General features: G+C 41.4%; 1 protein-coding gene. It reads right to left on the bottom strand.

The genetic code is table 11. The features are described 5' to 3' along the window. On the bottom strand, positions 1–290 hold a 290-nt coding region (locus ACFINO_RS10610; protein WP_375655813.1), incomplete at both ends, for a lysophospholipid acyltransferase family protein.

The raw sequence follows: 290 nt of genomic DNA, 5'->3' as shown, positions 1-290 counted from the left end.
TAAGCCGGCATTGTGTGCAATGGGAACAACTTGAAGTCCCAATTCATGATAGAGAGCAACAATTCCTGATTTATAATCTGGTTCTTGACCTGGCTGTCGGCGTGTTCCTTCGGGAAAGATCAGAATTTGGCGCCCTTGTTTTGCTTTTTCTTTGGCTTTTTGTATGATGGTTTTTAAGGCTTTAATAGGTGTTGTTCGGTTAATGGGGATAATTTGCGTTTTTGCCATATACCAGCCAAAAAATGGAATCCACGTTAATTCACGTTTGAGGATAAGAGCCGGGTCTTCAA

It is taken from the genome of Bartonella sp. AA83SXKL, from assembly GCF_042196965.1.
Taxonomy (GTDB): Bacteria; Pseudomonadota; Alphaproteobacteria; order Rhizobiales; family Rhizobiaceae; genus Bartonella.
The sequence above is the reverse complement of the archived record's forward strand: the minus strand, read 5'-3'. Positions and strand labels throughout refer to the sequence as shown.